Origin of the sequence: Psychrobacter piscatorii, assembly GCF_001444505.1 — a bacterium.
GTDB classification, from domain to species: Bacteria; Pseudomonadota; Gammaproteobacteria; order Pseudomonadales; family Moraxellaceae; genus Psychrobacter; species Psychrobacter piscatorii_B.
The window spans coordinates 1-8,729 of the sequence record NZ_LNDJ01000117.1; the positions used below are offsets into that span (position 1 = coordinate 1).

At 42.8% G+C, this 8,729-nt stretch carries 6 protein-coding genes; 3 read left to right on the top strand and 3 right to left on the bottom strand.

All coding sequences use genetic code 11. The features are described 5' to 3' along the window. Positions 1–247: 247 nt before the first annotated feature. The gene (locus AS194_RS12160) at positions 248–1,120 is read right to left on the bottom strand and encodes a ribonuclease HII (RefSeq protein ID WP_058025754.1); all 873 of its coding nucleotides are present in this window, start codon (positions 1,118–1,120) and stop codon (positions 248–250) included. A gap of 22 nt (positions 1,121–1,142) precedes the next feature. Then, positions 1,143–2,459: a lipid-A-disaccharide synthase gene (gene lpxB, locus AS194_RS12165; protein WP_058025755.1), complete on the bottom strand. Its 1,317-nt coding sequence runs from the start codon at positions 2,457–2,459 to the stop codon at positions 1,143–1,145. 452 nt (positions 2,460–2,911) lie between these two features. Here lpxB and AS194_RS12170 point away from each other — a divergent pair, with 452 nt between their 5' ends. Further along, a complete protein-coding gene (locus AS194_RS12170; protein ID WP_058025756.1) occupies positions 2,912–3,994 on the top strand; it encodes a 3-deoxy-7-phosphoheptulonate synthase in 1,083 nt (360 codons plus the stop codon). Positions 3,995–4,223: 229 nt separating this feature from the next. Here AS194_RS12170 and pepN read toward each other — a convergent pair whose 3' ends face one another. Further along, entirely contained in the window at positions 4,224–6,824 is a 2,601-nt protein-coding gene (gene pepN / locus AS194_RS12175; RefSeq protein ID WP_058025759.1) for an aminopeptidase N, read from the bottom strand. 408 nt (positions 6,825–7,232) lie between these two features. On the opposite strand from pepN, the gene AS194_RS12180 reads away from it, so the two are divergent. Together AS194_RS12180 and pal are read left to right on the top strand one after the other, a co-directional pair. Then, a complete protein-coding gene (locus AS194_RS12180) occupies positions 7,233–7,868 on the top strand; it encodes a DUF6231 family protein (RefSeq protein WP_058025757.1) in 636 nt (211 codons plus the stop codon). A gap of 141 nt (positions 7,869–8,009) precedes the next feature. Next, complete coding sequence (pal, locus tag AS194_RS12185; protein WP_058025758.1) at positions 8,010–8,528, top strand: peptidoglycan-associated lipoprotein Pal; 519 nt, start codon at positions 8,010–8,012, stop codon at positions 8,526–8,528. Positions 8,529–8,729 lie beyond the last annotated feature (201 nt).

Consider the following 8,729-nt stretch of genomic DNA (forward strand, 5'->3'; position numbering starts at 1 on the left):
TAACATTTTTAAGTGGGATTGACTATATATAATTCATAGTGAGAATAAAACTCAAAATAAAAGCTTAGTCATTGATTTAACAGTACTTTATACCAAGAGCAACATATTGTATTACATTTTATAAATTTTCGCTCGTTATTTTTCCGGAAATTTGCCTGTTTGTTAACATAGGTATATATCTTCTTTCTGCTGGTACATTAAATCTTTATTATTAGACGATTTCTAGACGAGATATTGTCGTTTAAAATTAGCTCTCTAATGCCTTTCTCACTGGCGCAAAGCTGCGCCTATGTGCTGATAAGACACCATGTCTCTCAATGGCTTCCATATGTGCGCGAGTTGGATAGCCTTTATGTTTGGCAATACCGTATTCTGGATGCTGCATATCAAGGGCATACATGGTCTCATCACGGCTCACCTTTGCCAATATACTAGCCGCTGCGATACTGGTATGACGTGCATCACCCTTCACCCATGCTTGGCAGTCAACAGAAGATGGCGAGATGTCCAATCCATCAAATATAGCATCATTCAGCTCAGGACAACGATTACCATCAAACAACGCCTCTACCTGTAATTTATCAAGTGATATGCCAAGACTTTTAGTTTTAGAAAGATATTTAAAAACTGCTTCTAGCAAAGCTTCGATACATAACCGCATACCGAGCATGGTAGCCTGCAAAATATTGACTTGATCGATGACAGCTGCTGGTATATCAGCGATAATATAACTGACTGCATGCTGTTGTACCAATGGATAAAGAAGATCGCGCTTTTTTTCACTCAGTTTTTTGGAGTCTGTCAGTATCGACAATGGTGTGTCTTTGAGTGGTTGTTCTTCAATCAATCCTGACCAAGACGCAGGCAATATCGCGGCGGCCACATTGACACTACCTAGTAACGGTCCACGTCCTGCTTCATCAACGCCAATTTTTAATATTGACTGTTCTAAGCGTTGCGCTTCATCGCGCTCATATTGAGCAAACAGCTTAGAGGTATTCAACTGTCCATATAAGCGTATAGGCGCCGCCAATTGAATATACTGCCCTTTGACATCAATATGATCAATACTGACGTCAATTATCTGGGCTAGGTTTTTTGTGCTAGGTTGAATTTGCATAATATTAAAAAGTCTTTCTAGGTTAGGTGAGATTAGGAGCATTACTATCGCTCATAAAATATTGTTCAATCACGCTATTCGCTGGCTCATGATTACTTTGCTGCTGCAACGTGTGCTTTGTCGCGAGCAGATCTTTTAATTGCTCAGCATAAGCACGCGATTGTAATAGACGCATTACCGTACGGCAAATATTATCCCCACTTGCCTGCTCTTGAATAAGCTCAGGCACAATCGGCGCATTAGCCAAAATGTTAGGCAGTGCCACATAAGGCACTTTTACCAGACGTTTGGCAATCTGATAAGTGATCTGATTCAATTGATAAACCACCACCATCGGACGCTCAAGCAGCATTGCCTCCAATGTTGCTGTCCCAGAGGCTAGCATCACGATATCTGACGCTGCCATCGCATGCTGACTAAACTCTGGCTGAGTATCATCATAAACGACGACAATAGCTGCCCGCAGCTGCTCTGAGCATTGATCAATGACTTCTTGCACAATATATTGGTGATTTTGATCAACCGTTGGAATGATAAAACACAGCTTTGGGTCTAATAATATGAGCTTTTGAATGCCGTCAAGCATCAATGGCAAGATAGCGGTAATCTCACCACGCCGAGAGCCAGGCATCACGCAGATAAGCTGGCTTACATCATCAAACCGTTCAATAAAAAACTGCTGTAAACCATCATTGTGCCAGACCAGCTCGCTACGGCGCTGATTGATTGGCGTGTCTATCAATGCTTGATCAATGGTTCGTAGCAACGGATGCCCCACACAGATCGCCGGATGATTATGACGCTCATAAACCGGTAGCTCAAATGGGAATAGGCACAATACCAAATGGGTCGCCGCTTTAATATTATGGATACGCGACTCACGCCATGCCCAAATAGAAGGACTGACATATTGCACACAGAACACGCCTTGTGGCTTGAGTTTTTTAGCGACCCGTAGGTTAAAATCAGGTGCATCGATACCAATAAACCAATCGATATTGGCTGTCTTAAACGCACTCAATAGCTCGCGGCGTGCTTTGAGCAAATATGGTAGCTGCGCCATGACTTCAACCAGACCCATCACTGCCAAACGCTCTAATGGAAAAATGCTTTGCAATCCTTGCGTTTGCATCTTAGTGCCGCCCACGCCTACCCAAACGATGTCATCACGCAGATTATTCATCTGTTGCATAAAATCTGCGCCTAAACTGTCACCTGACACTTCACCTGCGACAATGGCTATCACTAGCGACGTGGCAGTCGTTTTAGGTTTATTAAAATCCGTCTCTGTTTGGCTGATGGAATCAGTATGTGGATGAGACGTAGCAGAATCTGTCATGACAAGCTCTCAATATTGAAGATATACAAATAAAATAAATCGTTGTTGTAAAATATAACACAGTCAGTCAATGATAGAGGTTGATGACATACACATTTTATCTGTGTCTATTTTTTGGCATTCATGTTTTAGTGTGCAATCGTTTTAGTGCGCAATCATAAAGCCATCGCGGTCGCTATCATACGTGACGATGATACAAATAGCTAAATTCACGCATAAAATCTGATCGTTGAGCACCCAGCACTTAATTCATCCTTATTAATAGACAGAAAAACGAAATACCAAACGTGCATTTGCGAATTCAAATATAACCTTAATCATGTGTAAGTATAACTAAGTTTTAGTTTCCTCATTCCAGTTATCAGTCAATTAACTACCGGACTACCCTTGTCAACCAACACTTTTGTCCGCATAATGAATATTCCTATAAATCAGCTAGACGATATATAACCATGACAACATCAGTTACCCATAATGCAGACATTGACGACGTGAATATTGAAAAATTTATTCCTTTGATTACTCCCGCTGAGCTAAAAGCTGAGCTACCTCTGTCAGACGATGCATACAAAACCGTACTAAACGGTCGCCAAACGATCCAAAATATCTTGGACGGTAAAGACAAGCGTCTGTTTGTGGTCATTGGACCCTGCTCTATCCACGATATTAAAGCGGCCCATGAGTATGCCGATCGCTTAGCCGTATTGGCAAAAGAGATCGAAGACAGCGTATTTGTCGTCATGCGTGTTTATTTTGAAAAACCTCGTACCACGGTCGGTTGGAAGGGTATGATTAATGACCCTGACATGAATGACAGCTTTGATATCGAAAAGGGCTTGCGTACTGCTCGCAAGTTATTGCTTGATTTGAATGAAAAAGGCTTGCCTTGTGCGACTGAAGCCCTTGATCCAAACACGCCGCAGTACATGCAGGATTTGATCAGCTGGTCAGCGATTGGCGCCCGTACCACCGAGAGCCAAACACACCGTGAAATGAGCTCAGGCTTATCTTGCCCAGTTGGCTTCAAAAACGGTACTGACGGCGGTATGACGGTTGCTGTCAATGCGATGCAAGCCGTTAAAGAAGGGCATAGCTTCCTAGGTCTATCCTCAGATGGTAAGGTCTCTATCATCAAATCGAAAGGCAACCCTTACGCACACGTGGTACTCCGCGGTGGTAATGGCAAGCCTAATTATGATGAAACGGCAGTTGCTCAAGTTGAGAACGAACTGGCAAAAGGTAAAACCAATGGCAAAATCATGATTGACTCAAGCCATGCCAACTCAGGTAAAGATCCTTACTTACAGCCGATGGTTATCCAAAACGTCGCTGAGCAAATTCAAAATGGTAATAAATCAATCATTGGCATGATGATTGAGAGTCACCTAAAAGGCGGCAATCAAAAACTAACCGCTGATTTAAGTCAGCTTGAGTACGGTAAATCTATCACTGATGGCTGTCTAGACTGGGATAGCACTGTCACCGCATTGCGCGGCTTGCGTGATATGGTAAAAGATGTGCTACCAAACCGCTAATAGCCATTAACGATAGTATATCGTCAAGCAAAAACTAGAAAGCCCTTTTCGTACTGATACGAAAGGGGCTTTTTATTGGGAGAATTTTAAGAAAAACATTTTCTTGAGCAGCTTAATTCTTAATGACAATTAATGCTATACGCTCAATTAAATAAAGCCAACTCTAGTTTGAGGTTGGCTTTATTTTAAAGTTAATACTACAGCTAAATTATTTCCTAGCTATTATCAATCAGCTATTTGCAGCACCTAATACACTCTCTAAGCTTTCAAGCACATGCTTGGATGCAACGTTCTTGCGTAAGTCTGTTAGCTGCTCATGTGCCATTTGACGACGTGGTTCAGCCAAGGTATTCCAGCGTGCCAGCACTTGTAGCAGTCGCGACGCCAATACAGGGTTGGCATCATCGAGTTTTTTGATCACGTCTGTATACATCTTCAGACCCTCTGCTGTCCATAGTACTGTTGGTTGCGAGCTAAAGGCACCGATAACTGAACGGACACGATTAGGGGTATTCCAATCAAAATCGGTATGCGCAATTAACGACTTGATAACATCAGGTGTCACATCATCAGCGGCGGCTTGCACACTGAACCACAAATCAATCACCAGATCGTTTGCTTGGAAACGCTTATAGAAATCGGTCAAATAATCATTGGCTTTTGGCAGCTGATGGTTAACCATCGCCTTCAACGCACCAAAACGCTCTGTCATACAGCTAGCATGATCATATTGCTGTTGTGCCCAGTCGGCTGCACCTTCGACGTTAGCAGTCAGTGCCATATCAAGCACCACATTACGCAGCGCACGAATGCCTCGAGCTTGAGCACTGTCTTCATAAGACTGCATTGGCAGATCATTGTACAACGTAGCCCATTGATCTTTTAATTTATCTGCTACTTGCTGATATAGCCCATCGCGCTGCTCTTTCACTAGTACCGGATCGTAGTCTTGAGGAATAGCAGAAGCCAGCTCTTGCGCTGATGGAATATCAAGTAATCGTGCAGCCAGCATCGCATCATCAGCTGCTAAAACGGGCAACGTCTGTGCCAAGGCTTCTAAATACACATCAGGACTGCTCTTCGCGCCTTGGCTTTGCAGTAAAATACGGTTTACCAGCATTTGGGTGACTTGCCAGCGGTTAAACCCATTGATTTCATGCTTGAGCAAAAATGCTAAGTCTGCATCTTGGTAATCATAGTTGAGCTGTACTGGCGCACTAAAATCACGCAGTAAAGACACAACAGGCTCACTTGCGACATTTTCAAACACAAACGTTTGCGTCGCCTCGTCAAGCAATAACATACGCTCAGCGACGATAGCGCCTGAATCTTTATCAAACAGTGTGGTTGCTACAGGTATCGGCAACGGTTTTGGTGCATCAAAGCCTTTCACATGACGTGTTTGCTGATTCAAAGTAATCGTTAATGTCTGCGCTGCACTATCATAAGTTTGAGAGCCCGATACCACTGGCGTACCTGGCTGACGATACCAGTCGATAAAGTCCTCGATTTTGTCATCAGTGATGCTAAGGGCTGATAAAAAGTCTTCTACCGTGACCGCTTGTCCATCGTAACGACGGAAATACTCGTCTGTTCCTTTGCGAAAATCATCCGGCCCTAATGTGTTCGCAATCATTCGTACGATTTCAGCGCCTTTCTCATAGACGGTTGTCGTATAAAAGTTATTAATCTCAACAAAGCTCTCTGGGCGTACTGGATGTGCTAATGGGCCTGCATCCTCTGCAAATTGATGTGCACGCAAGGTCGCCACATCATCAATACGCTGTACCGCACTTGATTGCTGATCTGCTGAAAACGACTGATCACGGTAAACCGTAAAACCTTCTTTTAAGCACAATTGGAACCAATCACGGCAAGTAATACGGTTGCCCGTCCAGTTGTGAAAATACTCATGGGCGATGATGGCTTTTACGCTAAAACTGCGCGCATCGGTAGTAGTCTCAGGGCTAGATAACACACAAGCGGTGTTAAAGATATTAAGACCCTTATTCTCCATTGCGCCCATATTGAACTGACTGACTGCCACAATCATATAGCGATCTAAATCATAGGCTCGGCCGTAATTGACCTCATCCCACTTCATGGCATCTTTTAAGGCTTGCATACCAACATCACATTTATCGATATCGGCAGATTTTGCGTAAACCTCAAGTAATACGTCCCGACCTTCGCTGGTCGTATAAGAGTCTGTCAACACATCCAAATCAGCAATAACACAGGCAAATAAATAGCTGGGCTTGTTGGTTGGATCCTGCCAAATCGCATAATGACGCTCTGGCGCATCAGCAACCTCGCCTGCTTCAACTAAATTACCGTTAGCCAATAACGTCGGATAGCGCTTATCGGCTTCCAGTCGAGTGGTAAATATCGCGAGTACATCAGGGCGATCAGGATAAAAAGTAATCTTACGGAAACCTTCTGGTTCGCACTGAGTCACAAACATGGTGTCGTCACCACTACCTGCCATGTATAGACCTTCAAGCGCGGTGTTAGTTTGCGGGCAGATACGTACCTGAATGTCTAAGATAACCTCATCAGGTGCTTCATAAATCGTTAGCTTGCCATCTTCTTGCTGGTAGTGCTCAGATGTTAACGCTTTATCATTCATGATAATAGACAGCAGCTCTAACGATTCGCCAAATAAGATAATATCCCCTGTGGTTTGGCGTACCATCTTAAGCGTACTATTTACCTGAGCATAATCTTCAAACAGCTTAATGTTCAAATGGACCGTTTCCACATCAAAACTTGGTCTTTGGTAATCCTTTAGATTAATTTTACTTGGTGCATGTGGGGGTACATCTGGCATTTCAGGGTTGATGATCTGAGCATCGGTTTCAGCAGTAGACATGGTAATTTCCTATTATTATTGATGATATGTTATGAGTGTTATTGTTTTGCTATTCGCATTATAGCTTTCGTCTTGATAGCAACGTTTATGGCGCTCAAAGTCACAATGAAAGTCACAACGGGCGCATGTTATATATGGTTTCCTGCTTATAGGTAGATAGACCTAAATCCTTATATTTCAAGTATGGGCATCGAGATAACTGAGTTTATCCTTCATATACATTTCCTCGTATACATTCATGTGTGTTGGTTAGCCTCTATATGAATGATTAAATCAACAATTGGCTCACGTTATCAATTGGATAATGCCGATGAAAATGATTTAATAGGCGCACTAATAACTCACCTTTCATAAACGGCTTATTATATGACAACACACACTGCCAAATACTCAAAGATCACGTTACCTCTACTGATAGAGTATGTTGATGCTCTCATGCCTTCGCTTGATAGCTCACTTGATAAACAAGCACAAACGATGACTAGACAGACTGATGACACTACTCAGCTGTTATGGGTAGCACACGACAAAACAGAATTATCAACTCTGCAAACACAGCTCAAGAAAACTACACATATTAAAGATACGAATGTTAAAGATGATAATAACGTATCAGCTGAAGCATGGCACGTCTCCACTTTATCAGAGCTTGCTAAACAGCCTGTGCTTGAACGATACGAGCTTGCTTGCTTTTGGCTACCCACCCTCTCAAAAGAGCTGTTACATCAATACATCCCTGCCCTCATGCGTTATCGTGATCTCTATGCAGCACACTTGCTGGTTGCGCTTGATAGTTCCATTGATTTGAAACCTTATGGGTTTACGCCATTTGATGTCTTAAGCGAGCCATCTTTAGATATTAGTGATATTGAATCCATAACATCTTCCACTGTATCAGCGGCGCTTTGGCAGTTCAATTTATATGATTATAAACAGCTACCGAATTGGCTCAATGCTGATTACTGGGCCAATCCTGAAAACTGGGGCAAACACCGCTGGTGATACGTTACATATCTATCTATCGTTATTTACAGTAAAAATACTTACATAAATTAACAGTTAGTATATGATGGATAAAGATTGCCTGAGTTTTATCGTAAGCAGTTTAAAAAATAAATTTAATTAAAATTTTAGGAGCTCGTCATGTCAATCAGTTTTTCTAAGATCGCTGTTTTAGCTGTACTATCAAGCGCCGTTGCAATCACTACAGGTTGTGCGACTAAACGTGCTACCTCAGAAGTTGTGGTCGCGCCGCTAGGTATTCCAGGTGGTCAAGTTGGCTATAATGGTGCCGTCATCGTTGATAACTCAGCCGCTGTCATTACTGGTGCTGAAAACTTACAAGCGGTTGTCTACTTTGCTTTTGATAGCAGCGAAATCACTGCGCAAGCGGCGAGTGTCCTTAACCAACACGTGAGCCTATTAAACTCAAACCCAGCAGCTGGTGTCGTTATCGCAGGACATACTGATGAGCGCGGTAGCCGTGAATACAATATGGCACTCGGTGAGCGCCGCGCCCAAGCAGCACGTAATTATCTTGCTGCTCAGGGTGTCGCCGCCAACAACATCCGTGTCATTAGCTATGGTGAAGAACGTCCTGCAGCGGCTGGCAACACCGAAGATGCTTATGCACAAAACCGCCGTGCTGAGCTGTCTTACTAAGTGTCATTAAAAATCATTTGCTTTAAAAAAGCCCAGTAATGTTATATTACTGGGCTTTTTATATTCTATTGAGCTACAGTAGAACCTCAATAAAATTGATACAGCATAGGAAACGCGCTCGATTAAACGCTACTTTTCTTGCTTGCTGTGACTGCGTCTCCAGAGGCTGCGAAAAATAGCGTTTAATCTTGCTATACCATT

Excerpts from the sequence above, each read along its gene's own strand:
- pal (WP_058025758.1), top strand. The coding sequence starts at position 8,010 with ATGTCAATCAGTTTTTCTAAGATCGCTGTTTTAGCTGTACTATCAAGC.
- AS194_RS12180 (WP_058025757.1), top strand. The coding sequence starts at position 7,233 with ATGACAACACACACTGCCAAATACTCAAAGATCACGTTACCTCTACTG.
- AS194_RS12160 (WP_058025754.1), bottom strand. The coding sequence starts at position 1,120 with ATGCAAATTCAACCTAGCACAAAAAACCTAGCCCAGATAATTGACGTC.
- AS194_RS12170 (WP_058025756.1), top strand. The coding sequence starts at position 2,912 with ATGACAACATCAGTTACCCATAATGCAGACATTGACGACGTGAATATT.
- lpxB (WP_058025755.1), bottom strand. The coding sequence starts at position 2,459 with ATGACAGATTCTGCTACGTCTCATCCACATACTGATTCCATCAGCCAA.
- pepN (WP_058025759.1), bottom strand. The coding sequence starts at position 6,824 with ATGCCAGATGTACCCCCACATGCACCAAGTAAAATTAATCTAAAGGAT.